General features: G+C 71.7%; 16 protein-coding genes. 7 read left to right on the forward strand and 9 right to left on the reverse strand.

Going from position 1 to position 18,187, the window contains the following annotated elements:
* Positions 1-22: 22 nt before the first annotated feature.
* The 5 genes from alaS to ACH34T_RS41735 form a co-directional block, all read right to left on the reverse strand.
* Positions 23-2,692 (reverse strand): alanine--tRNA ligase, encoded by a 2,670-nt coding sequence (alaS, locus tag ACH34T_RS41715; RefSeq protein WP_396026545.1) that lies wholly within the window; start codon positions 2,690-2,692, stop codon positions 23-25.
* Between the two features lie 2 nt (positions 2,693-2,694).
* A complete protein-coding gene (locus ACH34T_RS41720; protein ID WP_396026546.1) occupies positions 2,695-3,060 on the reverse strand; it encodes a hypothetical protein in 366 nt (121 codons plus the stop codon).
* A complete protein-coding gene (locus tag ACH34T_RS41725) occupies positions 3,057-3,578 on the reverse strand; it encodes a DUF948 domain-containing protein (RefSeq protein ID WP_396026547.1) in 522 nt (173 codons plus the stop codon). The genes ACH34T_RS41720 and ACH34T_RS41725 overlap by 4 nt, the downstream gene beginning before the upstream one ends.
* A gap of 124 nt (positions 3,579-3,702) precedes the next feature.
* Positions 3,703-4,977 carry a replication-associated recombination protein A gene (locus tag ACH34T_RS41730; protein ID WP_396026562.1) on the reverse strand — a complete coding sequence of 425 codons (1,275 nt, stop codon included), beginning with the start codon at positions 4,975-4,977 and terminating at the stop codon, positions 3,703-3,705.
* A gap of 137 nt (positions 4,978-5,114) precedes the next feature.
* On the reverse strand, positions 5,115-5,909 hold the full coding sequence (locus ACH34T_RS41735) for a phosphatase PAP2 family protein (RefSeq protein WP_396026548.1): 795 nt from the start codon (positions 5,907-5,909) through the stop codon (positions 5,115-5,117).
* A gap of 144 nt (positions 5,910-6,053) precedes the next feature.
* On the opposite strand from ACH34T_RS41735, the gene ACH34T_RS41740 reads away from it, so the two are divergent.
* From ACH34T_RS41740 to ACH34T_RS41755, 4 genes are all read left to right on the forward strand, one after another.
* On the forward strand, positions 6,054-6,503 hold the full coding sequence (locus ACH34T_RS41740; protein WP_396026549.1) for a hypothetical protein: 450 nt from the start codon (positions 6,054-6,056) through the stop codon (positions 6,501-6,503).
* Positions 6,504-6,607: 104 nt separating this feature from the next.
* Entirely contained in the window at positions 6,608-7,225 is a 618-nt protein-coding gene (locus tag ACH34T_RS41745) for a DUF3105 domain-containing protein (protein ID WP_396026550.1), read from the forward strand.
* On the forward strand, positions 7,222-7,860 hold the full coding sequence (locus ACH34T_RS41750; RefSeq protein ID WP_396026551.1) for a DUF305 domain-containing protein: 639 nt from the start codon (positions 7,222-7,224) through the stop codon (positions 7,858-7,860). Before ACH34T_RS41745 ends, ACH34T_RS41750 begins: the two co-directional genes overlap by 4 nt.
* 72 nt (positions 7,861-7,932) lie before the next feature.
* Positions 7,933-8,499, forward strand: a complete 567-nt coding sequence (locus ACH34T_RS41755) for a TIGR03086 family metal-binding protein (protein WP_396026552.1) — start codon at positions 7,933-7,935, stop codon at positions 8,497-8,499.
* Positions 8,500-8,902: 403 nt separating this feature from the next.
* Here the strand turns inward: ACH34T_RS41755 and ACH34T_RS41760 are convergent, their stop codons facing one another.
* Both ACH34T_RS41760 and ACH34T_RS41765 read right to left on the reverse strand, forming a co-directional pair.
* Entirely contained in the window at positions 8,903-10,138 is a 1,236-nt protein-coding gene (locus ACH34T_RS41760) for a DUF349 domain-containing protein (protein ID WP_396026553.1), read from the reverse strand.
* 73 nt (positions 10,139-10,211) lie between these two features.
* On the reverse strand, positions 10,212-11,183 hold the full coding sequence (locus tag ACH34T_RS41765; protein WP_396026554.1) for a peptidylprolyl isomerase: 972 nt from the start codon (positions 11,181-11,183) through the stop codon (positions 10,212-10,214).
* Between the two features lie 28 nt (positions 11,184-11,211).
* Between ACH34T_RS41765 and ACH34T_RS41770 the strand changes: the two genes are divergently transcribed.
* From ACH34T_RS41770 to aspS, 3 genes are read left to right on the forward strand one after another with little or no spacing between them, the layout of a single operon-like run.
* Positions 11,212-11,907: an MBL fold metallo-hydrolase gene (locus ACH34T_RS41770; protein WP_396026555.1), complete on the forward strand. Its 696-nt coding sequence runs from the start codon at positions 11,212-11,214 to the stop codon at positions 11,905-11,907.
* A 12-nt stretch (positions 11,908-11,919) separates the two neighbouring features.
* Positions 11,920-13,200 carry a histidine--tRNA ligase gene (gene hisS, locus ACH34T_RS41775; protein WP_396026556.1) on the forward strand — a complete coding sequence of 427 codons (1,281 nt, stop codon included), beginning with the start codon at positions 11,920-11,922 and terminating at the stop codon, positions 13,198-13,200.
* The gene (aspS, locus tag ACH34T_RS41780) at positions 13,197-14,957 is read left to right on the forward strand and encodes an aspartate--tRNA ligase (RefSeq protein WP_396026557.1); all 1,761 of its coding nucleotides are present in this window, start codon (positions 13,197-13,199) and stop codon (positions 14,955-14,957) included. Before hisS ends, aspS begins: the two co-directional genes overlap by 4 nt.
* Positions 14,958-14,997: 40 nt before the next feature.
* On the opposite strand, the gene ACH34T_RS41785 is transcribed toward aspS, so the two are convergent.
* A complete protein-coding gene (locus tag ACH34T_RS41785; RefSeq protein WP_396026563.1) occupies positions 14,998-17,172 on the reverse strand; it encodes a RelA/SpoT family protein in 2,175 nt (724 codons plus the stop codon).
* A 426-nt stretch (positions 17,173-17,598) separates the two neighbouring features.
* A complete protein-coding gene (locus ACH34T_RS41790; RefSeq protein ID WP_396026558.1) occupies positions 17,599-18,123 on the reverse strand; it encodes an adenine phosphoribosyltransferase in 525 nt (174 codons plus the stop codon).
* Positions 18,124-18,187 lie beyond the last annotated feature (64 nt).

The raw sequence follows: 18,187 nt of genomic DNA on the forward strand, positions 1-18,187 counted from the left end.
GTCTTGCCCCGATATCCCGGGCTCACGCGGCCCCTACGGCTTGTTCGACGGCGGCGAGGGCGTCGCCTATGGCGGACGGGTCGGCCCCGCCGCCCTGGGCGAGGTCGTCCTTGCCTCCGCCGCCCCCGCCGAGCGCCTTGGCGGCGAGGCCGACGAGCGCGCCCGCCCTGAGGCCGCGGTCGCGGGCTCCGGGGGTGACGGCGACGACCACGACCGGACGGTCCTTCGGCACGCCGGTGACCATCACGACGGCGGGCCGGGACGTGAGGCGTCCGCGGACGTCGACGGCGAGCTTGCGCAGGTCGTCGGCGCCGGTGCCGTCCGGGGCGCGGTGCCCGACGAACGCGGTGCCGTGCACGTCCTTGGCGCCGTCGGCGAGCGAGCCGGCGATGGCGAGGACCTGCTGGGAGCGGAGCTTGTCCAGCTCCTTCTCCGCGTCGCGGAGCCGCGTGACGACGCCCGAGATCCGCTCGGGCAGCTCCTCCTTGCGGGCCTTCAGCTGCTCGGAGAGCTGCGCGACGAGGACGCTCTCGCGGGCCAGGAACCGGAACGCGTCGATGCCGACGAGGGCCTCCACGCGGCGGACGCCCGCGCCGATCGACGACTCGCCCAGCACCTTGATCAGGCCGAGCTGCCCGGACCGCGCGACGTGCGTGCCGCCGCACAGCTCGCGGGAGTAGTCGCCGACCTCGACGACGCGGACCTCGTCGCCGTACTTCTCGCCGAACAGGGCGAGCGCGCCCATCGCGCGGGCCTCGTCGATCGAGGTGTGGAACGCGCGGACGTCCAGGTCGCCGACGAGGACCTCGTTGACCTCGTCCTCGACGTCGCGGAGCACGCTGACGGGGACGGCGCCGGACGCGGTGAAGTCGAACCGGAACCGGCCCGGCGAGTTCTCCGATCCGGCCTGCGCCGCGGACTCGCCGAGCGCCCGGCGGAACCCGGCGTGCACCAGGTGGGTCGCGGTGTGCGAGCGGGAGATCGCGCGGCGGCGCTCGACGTCCACCTCGGCGTGCGCGGAGTCGCCGGCCTGCGCCTCGCCGCCGGTGACGCGTCCGCGGTGCACGATGAGGCCCGCGAGGGGGGACTGCACGTCCGTGATCTCGATGACGGCGCCGTTGCCGAGCCTGATCAGGCCGTGGTCGGCGAGCTGCCCGCCGCCCTCGGCGTAGAAGGGGGTGCGGTCGAGGACGACCTCGACGTCGGTGCCCTCCCCGGCCGCGGGCGCGTTGGCGCCGTTGACCAGCAGCCCGACGAGGCGGGCGTCGCCGAGCAGGTGCCGGTAGCCGATGAAGTCGACCTTGCCGCCGGCGCCGGTGAGCAGCTCGTCGAGGACGGACACGTCCAGGTTGCCGGTCCTCTTGTCGCGGGCGTCCTTCTTGGCGCGGTCCCGCTGCTCGCGCATGAGGCGGCGGAAGCCGTCCTCGTCGACCTGGAGGCCCTGCTCGGACGCCATCTCCAGCGTCAGGTCGATCGGGAAGCCGTAGGTGTCGTGGAGCTTGAACGCCTGCTCGCCCGCCAGGGTCGCGCCGCCCGACCGGCGGGTCTCCTCGACGGCGGTGTCGAAGATGGCGGTGCCGGTGCGGAGCGTCTGGAGGAAGGAGTCCTCTTCGGCGTCGATGACCGTGTGGATGTTCGCGGCCGTGCGGACCAGCTCCGGGTACTGCTCGCCCATCGCCGCGACGGCGACGGCGGTCAGCTCGTGCATGAGGCCCGCGTCCTGGCCGCCGAGCAGGCGGAGGTTGCGGATGGAGCGGCGCAGGATGCGGCGCAGCACGTAGCCGCGTCCCTCGTTGCCGGGACGGATGCCGTCGGCGACCATCATGGTCCCGCTGCGGACGTGGTCGGCGATGACGCGCAGCGACACGTCCGCGCGGTGGTCGCGGCCGTACCGGACGCCGGTCAGCCCGGCGGCGCGGTCGAGGACGCGCCACAGCGTGTCCGTCTCGTAGATGTTGTCGACGCCCTGCAGGATCGCCGCCATGCGCTCCAGGCCCATGCCGGTGTCGATGTTCTTGGCGGGCAGGTCGCCGAGGATCGGGAAGTCGGTCTTGCTCTCCCCCGGGCCCCGCTCGTACTGCATGAAGACGAGGTTCCACACTTCGAGGTAGCGGTCCTCGTCGGCGACGGGGCCGCCCTCGCGGCCGTACTCGGGGCCCCGGTCGTAGTAGATCTCCGAGCAGGGGCCGCACGGGCCGGGGACGCCCATCGACCAGAAGTTGTCCTCCATGCCGCGCCGCTGGATGCGCTCATGGGGGACGCCGACCTTGTCGTGCCAGAGGCCCGCGGCCTCGTCGTCGTCGGTGAAGACCGTCACCCAGAGCTTCTCCTCGGGGAACCCGAAGCCGCCGTCGTCCCGGGACCGGGTCAGCAGCTCCCAGGCGAACGGGATCGCCTGCTCCTTGAAGTAGTCGCCGATGGAGAAGTTGCCCAGCATCTGGAAGAACGTGGCGTGCCGGGTGGTCTTGCCGACCTCTTCGATGTCGGGCGTCCGCACGCACTTCTGGGCGCTGGTCATCCGGGCGGACGGAGGCGTGCGCTGGCCCAGGAAGTACGGCTTGAACGGGACCATGCCGGCGTTGACCAGCAGGAGGGTCGGGTCCTCGGCGACCAGGCTGGCCGAGGGCACCACCGTGTGCCCGCGCTCCTCGAAGAACGTGAGGAAGCGGCGCGCCACCTCTGCCGACTCCATGATCAGTGGCCATCCTTGTCGTGGTCGATGTGGTCGTGGTCGCGGTCGATGTGCCCGCGGTCGGTGTGGTCGATGATCGTGTAGCGCGCCCTGAGGACGCGGCGGGGCCGGGCGAGCTCGGCGTCGGGCGGAGCCTGGTCCATGCGGACGGCCTCGCGCAGCTCCTCCTCGCGGGCCTTCATCTCCGTACGGACGTCGGAGGCGAAATGCCTCAGCCGTTCGCCCGCGCCGTGCCCGGTCGACACCGCGCGCGCCGCGACGCCCTCCGGGGACAGGGCCCGCGTGAACCGCACCACGCGCCGCTTGACGCGGTGCGAGACGTAGACGCCCGCGCCCGCGCCGAGCGTGAGCCAGAACAGCCGCCTCATCCGCGTCCCCTGCCCGAGGACCGGGCCGGCAGCTCGGGCCGCCCATTGCCGGACCGGCCGCCGCGGGTCCGGCCGCCGCGGGACCGGCCCTGCCGGGAGCGGGACTCCCGGGAGCGGCCGTTGGCCGCGGAGCGGTCGCCGTCGTGGTCGTGGTCGCCCCCGGCGTCGCCGTCGCGGCTTCCGAGGGCCTTGCGGACGCCGTAGGAGAAGGCGGCGGCCTTCACCAGCGGCCCGCCCACCACCGACGTCATGACGGTGGTGACGGCCGACACGTTCTGGGTGACGCCCGCGACCTGCTTGGTGATGACGTCGGTGCGGCCGAGCTGCTCGTTGGCGCGTTGCACCGTGCGGGTCATGTCGTCCATCAGGGGGCCCGCCTGGTCGCCGATGTCGCGGACGACCTCGCCGGCCTCGCGGAGGAGGCGGGCGAGCCTCAGCAGGGTGAGCGCGATGAACGTGACGAGCACCGCCCAGAACACGGCCACGATGAGACCCGCGAGCTGTCCACCAGTGAGCATCAGGGCTTTCCGTTCGTGCGATTCCGGCTCCCACGCCGGGCATGGCGTCACGACTCTATAGGGTCCCCCGGACCCTACCGGTCCCCCGGTCGGCGCGGCGGGAGCACCGGCCGGACGAGATCGGTCAGCGTCCGTCCCGCCCCTCGCCGGTCGGTCCGCGCAGGACGGACCGTATCCGCGCGAGGACCTCGGTGAACCGCGCCTCGGCGCCGTGCCGGGTCGGCCGATAGTACTCCCGTCCGTCGACCGAGTCGGGCGCGTACTGCTGTTTCACCACGCCGCCTGGGTGGCTGTGGGCGTACTTGTAGCCCTCGCCGTGCCCGATCTTCGCCGCGCCCTTGTAGTGCGCGTCGCGCAGATGCCCGGGGACGGGCCCCACCAGGCCCTTGCGGACGTCGCCGAGCGCCTCGTCCACGGCCGTGATGACCGCGTTCGACTTGGGGGCCAGGGCGAGGTGGATCACCGCCTGGGCGAGGTTGATGCGGGCCTCGGGCAGGCCGACGAACTCCACCGCCTGCGCCGCGGCGACGGCGGTCTGCAGGGCGGTCGGGTCGGCCATGCCGACGTCCTCGCTGGCGTGCACGATCAGGCGCCTGGCGATGAACCGCGGGTCCTCACCGGCCTCGATCATGCGGGCCAGGTAGTGCAGGGCGGCGTCGGCGTCGCTGCCGCGGATGCTCTTGATGAACGCGCTGATGACGTCGTAGTGCTGGTCGCCCTCGCGGTCGTAGCGGACGGCGGCCCGGTCGACGGCCTTCTCCAGCAGGCCGACGTCGATCGCGCCGCCGTCGTCGACGACCAGCGCCGCGGCCTCCAGGTAGGTGAGGGCGCGGCGGGCGTCGCCTCCGGCCAGCCGGACGAGGTGGTCTTCGGCGGCGGAGTCCAGGCTGACGGCGCCGCCGAGGCCGCGCTCGTCGGCGAGGGCCCGGTGGATCACCTCGCGCAGGTCGTCCTCGCCGAGCGGCTCCAGGGTCAGCAGCAGCGAGCGCGACAGCAGCGGGCTGATGACGGAGAAGAACGGGTTCTCGGTGGTGGCGCCGATGAAGGACACCCAGCGGTTCTCCACGGCGGGGAGCAGCGCGTCCTGCTGGGCCTTGTTGAAGCGGTGGACCTCGTCGACGAACAGGACCGTCTGCCGCCCGGCCATGCCGAGCTCGCGGCGCGCCAGGTCGATCTCGGCGCGGACGCGCTTGACGCCGTCGCTGACCGCGGAGATCTCCACGAACCGGCGGGACGTGACGTGGCTGACGACCGTGGCCAGGGTCGTCTTGCCGGTGCCCGGCGGGCCCCACAGGACGAGCGACATCGGCACGTCGCGGTCGACGAGCTGCCGGATCGGGGTGCCGGGGCCGAGCAGATGGGCCTGGCCTACGACCTCGTCCAGGGCGCGGGGACGCATCCGCACGGCGAGTGGCTGCCGCACGTCTCCCCCGCCGGAGGCTGCCGGACCCAGCGGCGCCGGTGGGGCCACCGGGACGCGCTCCGGTACCGGTGCGTCGAAGAGGCCCTCCGGCTCGCCCGATTCCGCCCTGCTGGTCACGCTCCGACACTATCTCGCGGCGCCGACATCACCGTCCGCCCCGGCCCGCGGTCGCTCAGCCGCGCGACGGTAGACGTCAGCCCCAGCGCCGCGAGGACGATCGACGCCCCGGCGACGCCGTCCAGCCAGTAGTGGTTCGCGGTCAGCACGACAACCAGGAGGGTGATCACCGGGTGCGCCGCGATGGCGTACCGCCACCGGCCGCGCCCGTAGCGGATCACGCCCCAGGCGACCAGCAGCGCCCAGCCGACGTGCAGCGACGGCATCGCGGCGAACTGGTTCGCCAGCCCGCTGCCGGGCTCCGCCGCGTACGCGCTGGGTCCGTGGATGCGCATCACGTCCACGAGCCCGTGACCGGACAGCATCCGGGGCGGCGCCAGCGGAAACGCGAAATGGACGGCCAGCGCCATCACCAGCGACAGGACGATCGCGGCGCGGACGCGCGGCCACGCCCGCCGGTGCCTGACCCACACCCAGATCATGAACACGGTGGTTCCCGGGAAGTGCACGCGGACGTAGTACTCGTTGGCCGCCCGCACCCAGCCGTCCCAGCCGAGCGCCCACTTCTGCAGGGACGACTCGTCCGGCAGGCGCAGGGCACGCTCGGCGTCCCACAGCCACCGCGCGTTCGCGAACGCCTGGGCCGACCGCCCGTCCGCGAGGTGACGCCCGTACTCATAGACGGACAGCACCACGGCGATGACGCCGATCTGCACGGCCGTGGCTAGCACCAGGTGCAGCGTCCTCCTGTCCGGCCGCAGCGTCGCTTCCTCGGCCCCCGATCGCGTCATAGGGTTCATCTTCGGGCCGTCCGGAGCGACGCTCCTGCTACGTCAGGAGGGTTCTGTCTCCGTCCAAGGTCCAAGAGGCGTGTGGAACCTGAGGCTTGGTTCCCGCGTTGGAGTGGCGCGAAAGAGGCATTCAGGAGCGTGACGGTGTCCGGTACGACCCCGCGCAGGCGCCACGGGCCGGCAGGACTGCTCGTGGTGCTCTTCGTCGTGGGCGGGCTGATCTTCAGCTACGGGCTGGGACACGGCCCGGTCGAGCGGCTGTGCACCGAGCACGCCGTGAGCGTCCCGGTGGCGGCCGCGTCCGCCGCCACCGGCCACCACACCCCCGATCCCGGGGTTTCGGCGCTCTCGGGCCTTCACAGGCTCGCTGACACGGCATTGACAGCGCCCCCGGAGGACCGGCCCTCGCAGACGCCGATGGACGCGTGCCTGTGCATGGCCGTCCTGTTCACTCTCGTCCTGCTCGCCCTGGCGGCCGCACTGCGCCGCCCTGCCTCGCGGCTGCCCGCCCGCTTCGGCTGGACGCTCGTCTCGTCCGCCCTTGGCGCGCCCAGACCCGCGCTCCGGCCCGCCCTCCAGGTGCTCCGGCTGTGACAGACCGGCCGTAAAGCCACCGCATGCGCCGTATCGACGCCTACCGCGATACGGCGCAGCTCTCCTGTCCAACAGCCATTCACAGCATCGAGAGGACCGCTCTCATGTCCAAGAGCGCCCGGAACAAGAACGCCCGCAAGAACCCGACGAAGAACGCGCTCACGCAACGGGAGACGCCGTGGGGCGCCATCGCCTTCTTCACCCTGATCGGCGTGGTGGCGGCCGTCGCCATCGGCTACGCGTTCATGCAGTCACGGCCGTCGTCCGCGGAGGACTCCGCGTCCATCGCGGGCATGGTGACCAAGGACGGCCTCGGTCGCGACCACACCGCCGGCAACGTCGACTACGCCACCGACCCGCCCATGGGCGGCAACCACGACTCCGCCTGGCAGAACTGCAACGGCCGCGTGTACGACGCTCCGCTGCGCAACGAGAACGCCGTGCACTCACTGGAACACGGCGCCGTGTGGATCACGTACCGTCCCGGCCTGGCCGCGGCACAGCTCGACGTCCTCAAGGGCAAGGTCACCGGCGCCGACTACACGTTCATGAGCCCGTACCCGTCGCTGGACACCCCGATCGCGCTCAGCGCCTGGGGCCGCCAGGTCAAGCTCCAGGACGCGTCCGACCCGCGCGTCGACGAGTTCCTGCGCGCCTTCGTGAAGGGCCCGCAGACACCCGAGCCCGGCGCGCCGTGCGACGGCGCGAAGGACACCCCGTGACGCCCGACGCGGCGCCGGAACCCCTAACGGGCAAGGGACGGCGCGTAACCGTCGTCCTCGCGGCCCTCGTCCTCCTCACCGGCGCGGCACTGGTGGCGCTCACCGTGTTCCGCGGCGGCGACCCGGGAACGGACGACCCGGAGGCCGGGTTCGCCCGCGACATGAGCGCCCACCACGCGCAGGCGGTGCGGATGTCGTTCATCGTCCGGGACCGGACGGACGACCGCGACGTCCGCCTGCTGGCCTACGACATCATCAACACCCAGTCGGCGCAGATCGGCATGATGACCGCCTGGCTGGACGAGTGGGGCCTGCCCAAGACCGACCCCGCGGGCCCCATGCGGTGGGTGTCCGGGCACGGCGCGCACCGGGGCGACGCGGTCGCGATGCCGGGGATGGCGACGCGCGAGCAGCTCGCCGACTTGGAGAGGGCGTCCGGCCGCGCCGCCGAGGTCCGGTTCCTGCGCCTGATGGCCGCCCACCATCGCGGCGGCGTCGCCATGGCCGAGGCGGTGCTGGCCCGCACCGACCACGACCGGGTGCGCCGCCTCGCCCGCACGATGGTGGACGGCCAGCGCGCGGAGATCACCCTGATGGAGCAGATGGTCCGGCGGCGGGCCGGCCCGTCGGCCTGATCCCGTGCCGGAGGGAGGCGACCTTCGCGATAGCGCTTGACAGGGCGGTCGGATCGCGCGTCACTGACCAGCATGGCTCAGAACCTCAGCGGCTACCACCGGGCCCTCGACCTGTTCGAGGGCCTGGTCGCCGGCGTCTCCCGGGACGGCTGGGACGCGGCGTCGCCCTGCGCGGGGTGGACCGCCAGGGACGTCGCCGGTCACGTCACCGGCGGGCAGCACCTGGTCAGGGCCCTGGCCGCCGGGGAGCCCGCGCCGGACGTCAGCCGCGACCCGTCCCGGTTCGTCCCGGGCGACGTCCTGATGAGCTGGCGGACGGCGCGCAAGGAGTGCGCCGCCGCGCTGACCCAGGACGCCCTGGACGCCCTCATCCCCTTCGGCGCCCTGGGCGACCTGCCGCTGGCCGACTACCTGGAGGCCTACATCCTGGAGCCGCTCGTCCACGCCTGGGACCTGGCCCAGGCGACGGGCCAGCCGTCACACCTCGACCCGGACCTCGTCCACCACGCCTTCGCCACCGCCCAGGTAGTCTCCGCCCCACTCCGAGCCAACGGCCGCCTGGGCCCGCCCCTAGCGCCCCCGAACGGCGCCACAGAACAAACCCGCCTCCTAGCCTTCCTAGGCCGCAGAACCGCCTAGCCCCCGCCACAGGACGGCTAGAACCCAACCCCCGCAGATTGATCCCAACCAGGCAGGTTGACCCAACCCCCGCAGATTGATCCCAACCAGGCAGGTTGACCCAACCCCGGCAGGTTGAACCCCAACCGGCCAGGCTGAACCCAACCCCGCCGGGTTGAACCCAACCGGACAAGTTGAACTCAACCGCCGGCGGACTGAACCCCGACCGGGCAAGTTGAACTCAACCCCGGCGGATTGAACCTCAGCCGACGGTTACGGGCAGGGACGCGGAGCGAGCGCCAGCGAGCGCAGCGGCCATGACCGGCGCGCCGCGTCCCCGCAGCGCAGGGAGCGCCAGCGACCGGAGCGAGGAGACCCGTGCCGCGCAGCCGGGGGGTATGGGGGGTCGCCCCCCCCAATAAACTTAAGAGAATTCGGCGAGGGTGCGTTCGGCTTCTTCGAGCCAGGCGCGGCGGGCGTCGAGGGCCTCTTCGGCCTCCTTGACGTCCTTGTCGCGGCCGGCGTCGCGGGCCTTGCCGAGGCGCCCTTCGAGCTGCTCGATGGAGCTGCGCAGCTGGTTGACCGTGGCCTCGGCGCGGGCGCGGGCCTCGGGGTTGGTGCGGCGCCACTCGTTCTCCTCGGCGGCGCGGATGGTCTCCTCGATCTTGCGGAGCCGGCCTTCGAGGCGGTCGCGCTGGTCGCGGGGCACCATGCCGGCGGCCTCCCAGCGCTCCTGGATGGCGCGCAGCGCCTGCCTGGCCTGCCGGACGTCCTTCACGGGCAGCAGCCGCTCGGCCTCGGCGAGGATCTTCTCCTTCTCCTCGGCGTGCTCGCGGAACTCGGCGTCGCGTTCGGCGAACGCGGCGCCGCGGGCCTGGAAGAAGGTGTCCTGGGCGCCCTTGAAGCGGGCCCACAGGTCCTCTTCGGCGTCGCGGGAGGCGCGGCCGGCCGTCTTCCAGCGGCGCATCAGGTCGCGGTAGGCGGCGGCGGTGTCGCCCCAGTCGGTCGAGCCGGACAGCGCCTCGGCCTCGGCGACCAGGCGCTCCTTCTCCCTGCGGGACTCCTCGCGCTGGTCGTCCAGGGTCGCGAAGTAGGCCTTGCGGCGCTTGGTGAAGGCGTTGCGGGCCGACGACAGCCGCTTCCACAGGGCGGTCTCGGTGGGCCGGTCGATGCGGTCGGCGGCCTTCCACTCCTCGACCAGCTGCCGCAGCCGCTCCCCGCCGTTCTTCCAGTGGGTCTCCTCGACCGCGATCCGCTCGGCCTCGGCGACGATGCGCTCCTTGACCTCGCGGGCCTCGTGGCGGTGCTGCTCGCGCTGGGCCTTGACCTCCTCGCGGCGCCGCCCGACCTGCTCGCTCAGGCCGTCCAGGCGGCGGCCGAGCGCGTCGAGGTCGCCGACCGCGTGCGCGTCGGAGACGGCCTCGCGGAGCCGGTCGATGCTCTGCTGCGCCTGCGCGGGCTGCAGGTCGGTGGTGCGGACGCGCTGTTCGAGCAGGCCGATCTCGGTGACGAGCGCGTCGTACTTGCGCTTGAAGTAGGCCAGGGCCTCTTCGGGCGCCCCGGCCTGCCAGGAGCCGACGACCCGCTCGCCGTCGGTCGTCTTGACATAAACGGTGCCGTCCTCGTCCACCCGGCCCCAGGGATCGGTCGCGCTGGACACCCTTGCCTCCTGAATCGCGGGTCCGAACGGGCGCACGCCCTCCGGACCCTCCACACCTTAGTATCCCGTTCGCCTAATTCCCGGCGATCGTGACGTCCTGGATCTCTACCTTCTTTTTCGGCTTGCCATCGCCTTTCGGGTCGGAGCCGTCGTCGGCGACCTTCTTCAGCACGTCCAGCCCCTTGGTTATCTTCCCGAACACGGTGTAGTCGGGCTGAAGCTGAGAGTCCTTGTAGACCAGGAAGAACTGGCTGCCGTTGGTGTCCGGACCGCCGTTCGCCATGGCGAGCGTGCCTTCGGTGTACTTGGCGCCTTCGGTGTTCTCGTTGGCGAACTGGTAGCCGGGCCCGCCCGTCCCCTGTCCGGTGGGGTCGCCGCATTGAAGGACGTTGAGACCGCCACTCGTCAGCCGGTGGCACGGCGTCTTGTCGAAGTAGTTCTTCTGCGCCAGGTGCGTGAATGAGTTGACGGCACAGGGCGCCTTAGCGCCGTACAACTGCATCTCCACGTCGCCGCGATTGGTCTTGACCGTCGCCTGGACGGTGCCCGTCCCGGCGGGCTTGCCGGACGGTTTGCCGACGTCCTTGGACGCCGGCGCCGGCGCGGTCTTGTAGTCGCATTTCGGCCCGGCGGCCGTGGACTCGTCGTCCTTGCCCGTGACGATCATGAACACGGCGCCGCCGGCGGCGATGACCGCCACCGCCGCGGCCGAGCTGATGATCTTGACTCGGCGGGCCTTCGCCGCCTCCTGCGCGCGTCGCTGCTGCTGGCGCTCGTAGCGTTGCCGCGCGAGCTCCTTCTTGCGGTCCTTCCCCGCCACGTGCTGCCCCTCCACTGTGATCAGTTGAACGTGCAGCGCATAGTAGCGGCACCGGACGGTAAAAGCGCCTCCCCTTTCAGGGAGCGCTTTCCGGCCCCGTCCTTTCGCGCGGCGGCGCGCTGCGGGGGCGCCGCGGAAGCGCGGTGCGGGCGTCTCGCGACACGGCGACCGCGCTATCTCGTTCGCGGAGGCAATGGCCGCGCCGGTACCCTCGGACACGCCCACCCGAGATGGTTCCGAAGGAAGGACGACCGTGCTCGTCGCCGGGTTCCCCGCGGGGTCTTTCGCCGCGAACTGCTATGTCGTGGCGCCCGCCGCGGGTGAGGAGTGCGTGATCGTCGACCCCGGCCAGGACGCCGAGGCCGGGATCGACACGATCCTGCGCGAGCACCGGCTGAAGCCGGTCGCGGTGCTGCTGACGCACGGCCACATCGATCACGTCTGGTCGGTGGCCCCGGTCTGCGGCGCCAAGGACGTCCCCGCCTACATCCACCCGGACGACCGCGAACTACTCACCGACCCGGCGAAGGGCCTCTCGCTCGGCGCCGGGCAGCAGCTGTTCGGCGGCCTGGAGCTGTCGGAGCCGGACGACGTGCAGGAGCTCGCCGACGGTTCGACGCTGGAGCTGGCCGGGCTGAGCTTCACCGTCGACCACGCCCCCGGCCATACGCCCGGGTCGGTGACGTTCCGGACCCCGAAGACGCAGGAGATCCCGGACGTGATGTTCAGCGGCGACCTGCTGTTCGCCGGGTCCATCGGGCGCACCGACCTGCCGGGCGGATCGTACGAGGAGATCCTCGCGAGCCTGTCCCGGGTGTGCCTCGCCATGCCCGACGAGACGGCCGTCCTGCCCGGCCACGGCGAGCAGACCACAATCGGCCGCGAGCGCGCGACGAATCCGTTCCTGTCGGAACTGATTCCGGCGGACGGGCCCAACAAGGGATTCTGAGCCTAAGAGACAATGAGTTCGAGCTTCCGGGCCCCCAAGGGGGTCAGTGAATACGTTCCGCCGCGCGCGGACCTCTTCTACGCCGTCCGCGAGGCGTTCGCCGAGCAGGCGCGGCTCGCCGGTTACGGCTATATGGAGCTGGCCGTCTTCGAGGACACCAATCTGTTCAAGCGCGGCGTCGGAGAGTCGACGGACGTGGTGTCCAAGGAGATGTACACGTTCGAGGACAGGGGCGGCCGGTCGCTGACGCTGCGTCCGGAGTTCACCGCGACGGTGCTGCGGTCCGTCCTGGAGAACAACCTGCACAGGGGCGCGCTGCCGGTGAAGGTGTGGACGACCGGCCCGGCGTTCCGCGCCGAGCGGCCGCAGCAGGGCCGCTACCGGCAGTTCTACCAGCTCGACCTGGAGGCGATCGGCAGCGAGGACCCGCGGGTCGACGCCGAGACGATCGCGATCGCGTGGAACTGGTACCGGTCCCTCGGCCTGACACGGGTGCGGCTGCTGCTGAACTCGCTCGGCTGCCGCGAGTGCCGTCCGGCCTACCGGGCGCTGCTGCAGGACTTCCTGCGCGGCCTCGACCTGGACGACGACACCCGCGCCCGCGTGGAGATCAACCCGCTGCGGGTCCTGGACGACAAGCGCCCCCAGGTGCGGGCCCAGCTCGCGGACGCCCCGCTGATGGCCGACCACCTGTGCCCGGCCTGCAAGGCGTACCACGACCGGGTCCGCGAGCTGCTCGCCGACCTCGGCATCGCATGGGAGGACAACCCGACCCTCGTCCGCGGCCTCGACTACTACACCCGCACGACGTACGAGTTCGACCACCCGCTGCTGGGCGCGCAGTCCGGCATCGGCGGCGGCGGCCGCTACGACGGGCTGTCGGAGGACATCGGCGGCCCGCCGCTGCCCGGCATCGGGTTCGCCGTCGGCCTGGATCGCACGCTCCTCGCGGTCGACGCCGAAAGGCAGGAGAACGGGGGCGCCGCGCTCGCCGTCGGGCCGCGCTGCGAGGCGTTCGCGGTGCCGCTCGGCGAGGCCGCGGAGCGCCGCCTCTTCACGCTGGTCGACGAGCTGCGCCGCGCCGGGATCGCCGCCGACATGGCGTTCGGCGGCAAGCGGCTGAAGGGCGCCATGAAGGACGCCGACCGCTCGGGCGCCCGGTACGCCGTGATCCTCGGGGAGCGAGATATCGCGGACGGCGTCGCCCAGGTCAAGGACCTGGCCGAGGGCGAGCAGACCGCCGTCCCGCTCACCGACATCATCACGACGTTGAAGGAAAGGCTCGCACCATGATCCGCTCGCACGAGGCGGGGACGCTCCGCAAGGAGCACGCAGGACAGCAGGTCACCCTCGCCGGCTGGGTAGGCCGCCGCCGCGACCACGGCGGCGTCACGTTCATCGACCTGCGCGACGCGTCCGGCACGGCCCAGGTGGTGTTCAGGGAAGAGGACGCGGCGCACGACCTGCGGTCGGAGTTCTGCGTCAGGGTCGTCGGCGAGGTCCGCGTACGGCCGCCCGGCAACGAGAACCCGGAGCTGCCCACCGGCGACGTCGAGGTCGCCGCCGCCGACATCGAGGTGCTGTCGGACGCGGCGCCGCTGCCGTTCCCCATCGAGGGCGACGTCAACGTCAACGAGGAGATCCGCCTCAAGTACCGGTACCTGGACCTGCGCCGCGACGCCGTCGCGCGGGCCATGAAGATCCGCTCGGAAGCGTCGTTCCTGACGCACGAGGTGATGCGCGAGCACGGGTTCGTCAACGTGGAGACGCCGACGCTGACCCGGTCGACGCCGGAGGGCGCCCGCGACTTCCTCGTGCCCGTCCGGTTGCAGCCGGGCCACTGGTACGCGCTGCCGCAGTCGCCGCAGCTGTTCAAGCAGCTGCTCATGGTCGGCGGGCTGGAGCGCTACTACCAGATCGCGCGCTGCTACCGCGACGAGGACTTCCGCGCCGACCGGCAACCGGAGTTCACCCAGATCGACATCGAGATGTCGTTCTGCGACCAGGACGACGTTCTGGCCGTCGGCGAGGACCTCGTCGCCCGGCTGTGGCAGGAGATCGCCGGGTACGAGATCCCCCGCCCGATCCCGCACATCACCTACGCCGACGCGATGGCCAGGTTCGGGTCCGACAAGCCCGACCTGCGGTTCGGCGTCGAGCTGACCGACATGACCGAGTACTTCGCCGGGACGTCGTTCCGCGTGTTCCAGGCCCCGTACGTCGGCGCGGTCGTGATGCCGGGCGGCGCGGCCCAGACCCGCAAGGAGCTGGACGCCTGGCAGGACTGGGCGAAGGCCCGCGGCGCCCGCGGGCTCGCGTACGTGCTCGTCCAGGAGGACGGGACGCTCGGCGGCCCGGTCGCGAAGAACCTGTCCGACGCCGAGAAGTCGGGCCTCGCCGCGAAGGTCGGCGCCGACGCCGGCGACGCGATCTTCTTCGGCGCGGGCAGGCGGCACGCCACGCAGGAGCTGCTCGGCGCGGCCCGGCTGGAGATCGGCCGCCGCCGCGGCCTGGTCGACGAGTCGGCCTGGAAGTTCGTGTGGGTCGTCGACGCGCCGATCTTCGAGCCGGTCGAGGACGACAAGGGCGAGCACATCGGCTGGACGTCCGTGCACCACCCGTTCACGGCGCCGAAGCCGGAGTTCGCCGCGACGTTCCAGGACGACCCGGGCGGCGCGCTCGCGAACGCGTACGACCTCGTCCTGAACGGCACGGAGATCGGCGGCGGGTCCATCCGTATCCACCGCGCGGAGATGCAGCAGCGGGTGTTCGACGTGCTGGGCCTGTCGAAGGAGGAGGCCGAGTCGAAGTTCGGGTTCCTGCTGGAGGCGTTCAAGTTCGGGCCGCCGCCGCACGGCGGCATCGCGTTCGGCTGGGACCGGACGGTCATGCTCCTCGCCCGCCAGGACTCGATCCGCGACGTGATCGCGTTCCCGAAGGCGGCGTCCGGCTACGACCCGCTGACGGCCGCGCCGACGCCGATCACCCCGCAGCAGCGCACCGAGGCCGGGGTCGACGTGATCCCCGAGGACGAGCCCGCCGAGAACTGACGAAGACCGAGAACTGACGAAGACAGAAGCGGCGCCGCCCCTATCGGGTGGCGCCGCTGGTCGTCCGGTAGACGTCGTAGACCCCGTCGATGGACCGGACGGCCTTCAGCACGTGCCCGAGATGCTTCGGGTCGCCCATCTCGAACGTGAACCGGGACACCGCCACACGGTCGCGGGTCGTGGTGACCGACGCCGACAGGATGTTGACGTGCTGGTCGGACAGGACGCGGGTCACGTCCGACAGCAGCCGCGGCCGGTCGAGCGCCTCCACCTGGATCGCCACGAGGAAGACCGAGTCCTCGCCCGGGGACCATTTGACGTCGATCAGCCGGTCGGGCTGCGCCTTCAGGCTCTCGACGTTGGCGCAGTCGGCGCGGTGCACGGACACGCCGTGCCCGCGCGTCACGAACCCGACGATGTCGTCGCCGGGCACCGGGGTGCAGCAGCGCGACAGCCGGACCCACACGTCCGGGTCGTCGGCGACGACGACGCCCGGGTCGCCGGCGGGACGGCCCCGCTTGCGGCGGGTCGGCAGCGCGATCTCGGCGAGGTCCTCGTCGGCGCTCTCCACGCCGCCGAGCGCGTCCACCAGCTTCTGGACGACGTGCTGCGCCGACACCTGACTCTCGCCGACGGCCGCGTACAGCGACGAAACGTCGGGATAGCGCATGTCGCGGGCGAGGGCGAGCAGCGCCTCGCCGGACATCATCCGCTGCAGCGGCATGTTCTGCTTGCGCATCGCGCGGGCGATGGCGTCCTTGCCGGACTCGATCGCGGTGTCGCGGCGTTCCTTGGAGAACCAGTGCTTGATCTTGTTGCGGGCGCGGGCGCTCTTGACGAAGCCGAGCCAGTCGCGGCTCGGGCCGGCGTCCTGCGACTTGGAGGTGAAGACCTCGACTGTGTCGCCGTTGTCGAGGGTCGATTCGAGGGGGACGAGACGCCCGTTGACGCGGGCGCCGATACATCGGTGCCCGACCTCGGTGTGGATCGCGTACGCGAAGTCGACCGGCGTCGCGCCCTGCGGCAGCGCGATCACGTCGCCCTTCGGGGTGAACACGAACACCTCGGACACCGACAGGTCGAACCGCAGCGACTCCAGGAACTCGGCCGGGTCGGCGGTCTCCTTCTGCCAGTCGAGGAGCTGGCGGAGCCACTGCATGTCACCGGCCTTGCGGCCGCCGACCGTCTCCTCCTTGTACTTCCAGTGCGCGGCGACGCCGTACTCGGCGCGGCGGTGCATCCCCCACGTGCGGATCTGGAGCTCGACGGGCTTGCCCTCCGGGCCGATCACCGTGGTGTGCAGCGACTGGTACATATTGAACTTCGGCATCGCGATGTAGTCCTTGAACCGGCCGGGGACCGGGTTCCATCGCGCGTGGATCGAGCCGAGCGCGGCGTAGCAGTCGCGGACGCTGTCGACCAGGACCCGGATGCCGACCAGGTCGTAGATGTCGTCGAAGCTGACGTCCCGCGCGATCATCTTCTGGTAGATCGAGTAGTAGTGCTTGGGCCGTCCGGTCACGGTGGCCTTGATCCGGGCCTCGCGCAGGTCGGTGGAGACGTTCTCGATCACTTCCTGCAGGTAGACGTCGCGGCGCGGGGCGCGTTCGGACACCAGCCGGGCGATCTCGTCGAACCGCTTCGGGTACATGGTGGCGAACGCGAGGTCCTCCAGCTCCCACTTCAGCGTGTTCATGCCGAGGCGGTGCGCGAGCGGGGCGAACACCTCAAGCGTCTCGCGGGCCTTCTTCTCCTGCTTGTGGCGCGGCATGTAGCGCAGCGTCCGCATGTTGTGCAGCCGGTCGCCGAGCTTGATCACCAGGACGCGGATGTCGCGGGACATCGCCACGACCATCTTCCGGACGGTCTCGGCCTCCGCGGCCTCCCCGTACTTGACCTTGTCGAGCTTGGTGACGCCGTCGACGAGCGCGCCGATCTCGTCGCCGAAGTCGGTGGTCAGCTGCTCCAGCGTGTACGGGGTGTCCTCGACGGTGTCGTGCAGCAGCGCCGCGCAGAGCGTCTCGGTGTTCATGCCGAGCTCGGCGAGGATCGTCGCGACGGCGAGCGGATGCGTGATGTACGGGTCGCCGCTCTTGCGCTTCTGGTTGCGGTGGTAGTGCGCCGCGACGTCGTAGGCGCGCTCGATGAGCCGCAGGTCCGCCTTGGGATGCGTGTTGCGGACGGTCTTGATCAGTGGTTCGAGTACCGGGTTCATAGCGGGGCCGCGCTGGGCGCCCAACCTGGCGAGCCTACGGCGCACCCGGGCGGCAGACGGTGGAATCGTGGCCGGCGTGGGCCTGGACGGAACTGCGGGCTCGGACGCGTCGGCGTCCGGTGGCGGGCCGGGCGCTGCGGGCGCGGCGGCGTCCGCGGGGCGGCCGGGGGCCTGGGGAGGCGGGGCGGTGGACGCTTCGGGGGGTTTCGGCGCGGGCGGGCGCGGCGGCTCCCCCGCGGTCTCCGGCGCCGGGCGGGCCCCGGGCGTGGGGGGCGCGGCGGCGTCGTTCACCGCGTCGGTCGATACCACCTCACCTGGCACCCAGCCTCCTTAGCCTGTGCGGGCGCGTTTCTCGCCGTGCCCCGCGGGACGCGCCCGTCCCCACCGGGCCCTGATGGCGCCAGTGTATCCGGCGCCCATTTCGTACTAGACCGTAACCAGCGAATGAACGTCCAGATTCCCCAGCCTGTCGCGTCCGTGAAGGAACGACAGTTCGAGGAGGACGGACAGCCCGGCGACCTCTCCCCCGCCCCTGCGGACGAGTTCGGCGGCGGCCGCGGCCGTGCCCCCGGTGGCGAGGACGTCGTCGACGATCAGCACCCGCTCCCCCGGTCGCAGCGCGTCGAGATGGATCTCGATCGTCTCCGTCCCGTATTCGAGATCATAGGTCTCCTCGTGCGTCCGCGACGGTAGCTTCCCCTTTTTGCGGACGGGGACGAAGCCCGCGCCGAAGTGGTAGGCGACGGGCGCGGCGAGGATGAAGCCGCGGGCCTCGATCCCGACGATCTTGTCGATGGTGCCGCGGCCGTAGTGGTTGACGATCGCGTCGACGACGCCGGCGAACGCGACGTGGTCGGCCAGCAGCGGCGTGATGTCCTTGAAGACCACCCCGGGCTTCGGGTAGTCGTCCACGTCGCGGATCCGGTCCTGGATCAGCTTGCCGAGGTCCACGTTGCGCTCCCTGTGCCGATTGTCCGCTCATGTACCCGCATACGGGTCGTGCCCGCGCCCCCCC

Origin of the sequence: Actinomadura sp. 9N215 (genome assembly GCF_044326345.1) — a bacterium.
Classification (GTDB): domain Bacteria; phylum Actinomycetota; class Actinomycetes; order Streptosporangiales; family Streptosporangiaceae; genus Spirillospora.

Bases quoted from the DNA above. Each gene is read 5' to 3' on its own strand.
- hisS (WP_396026556.1), top strand. From the start codon at position 11,920: ATGAGTTCGAGCTTCCGGGCCCCCAAGGGGGTCAGTGAATACGTTCCG.
- ACH34T_RS41785 (WP_396026563.1), bottom strand. From the start codon at position 17,172: ATGAACCCGGTACTCGAACCACTGATCAAGACCGTCCGCAACACGCAT.
- ACH34T_RS41725 (WP_396026547.1), bottom strand. From the start codon at position 3,578: ATGCTCACTGGTGGACAGCTCGCGGGTCTCATCGTGGCCGTGTTCTGG.
- alaS (WP_396026545.1), bottom strand. From the start codon at position 2,692: ATGGAGTCGGCAGAGGTGGCGCGCCGCTTCCTCACGTTCTTCGAGGAG.
- ACH34T_RS41755 (WP_396026552.1), top strand. From the start codon at position 7,933: ATGGCTCAGAACCTCAGCGGCTACCACCGGGCCCTCGACCTGTTCGAG.
- ACH34T_RS41745 (WP_396026550.1), top strand. From the start codon at position 6,608: ATGTCCAAGAGCGCCCGGAACAAGAACGCCCGCAAGAACCCGACGAAG.
- ACH34T_RS41720 (WP_396026546.1), bottom strand. From the start codon at position 3,060: ATGAGGCGGCTGTTCTGGCTCACGCTCGGCGCGGGCGCGGGCGTCTAC.
- aspS (WP_396026557.1), top strand. From the start codon at position 13,197: ATGATCCGCTCGCACGAGGCGGGGACGCTCCGCAAGGAGCACGCAGGA.
- ACH34T_RS41730 (WP_396026562.1), bottom strand. From the start codon at position 4,977: ATGCGTCCCCGCGCCCTGGACGAGGTCGTAGGCCAGGCCCATCTGCTC.
- ACH34T_RS41735 (WP_396026548.1), bottom strand. From the start codon at position 5,909: ATGACGCGATCGGGGGCCGAGGAAGCGACGCTGCGGCCGGACAGGAGG.